The organism is Stenotrophomonas sp. 278 (assembly GCF_003935715.1).
Classification (GTDB): Bacteria; Pseudomonadota; Gammaproteobacteria; order Xanthomonadales; family Xanthomonadaceae; genus Stenotrophomonas; species Stenotrophomonas maltophilia_AH.
Window position 1 is genome coordinate 1 of sequence record NZ_RHPP01000325.1, and the last position, 535, is coordinate 535.

Below are 535 nucleotides of genomic sequence, written 5' to 3' on the forward strand. Positions count from 1 at the left end.
ATCCAGGCCATCGGCGCTGCCGGGGCCGGCGGAGCCATCGGGGCCGGGGCGACCGGAGCTGGAGCCATCGGGGTCGCTTCAGCGACCGGGGCGAACACGGGAGAGTCTTCAATCGGATTGAGTGCGGCGACCGGCGTGGTCACCGGCACCATCGGCACGGTTTCCCACAGCGGGGCGATCGCGGCCTCGGCCGGGATGCGCTGCATCTGCTGGGCCGGCATCGGCGGCGGCACCGGGCGTGCCACCGATGCGCGCATGTCCAGCACTGGCTCGTCGTCCATCGGCGGGTCGATGATGAAGCGGGCGCGGTTCACCGCGGCGGCCGGGGCGCCCGGAGCCGGTGCCACCATCGGGGCGGGCGCGCGTTCGGCAACGGCGGCCTGTTCAACATTGAACGGCGCGAAGATCTGCTCCGGCAGCGCTTCCATCTGCGGTTGCGGGTTGGCGCGGGCCAGGGTGGCGGCGAAGCCGCTGCTGCCCGGCGGCGGCACGTTTTCGTTAGCGGTGTCCAGCGTGCGGCCGGTGGCCCCGACGG

At 73.5% G+C, this 535-nt stretch carries 1 pseudogene; it reads right to left on the reverse strand.

The features are described 5' to 3' along the window. A pseudogene (locus tag EGJ34_RS22830) lies at positions 1 to 535 on the reverse strand (hypothetical protein); the annotation flags it as partial.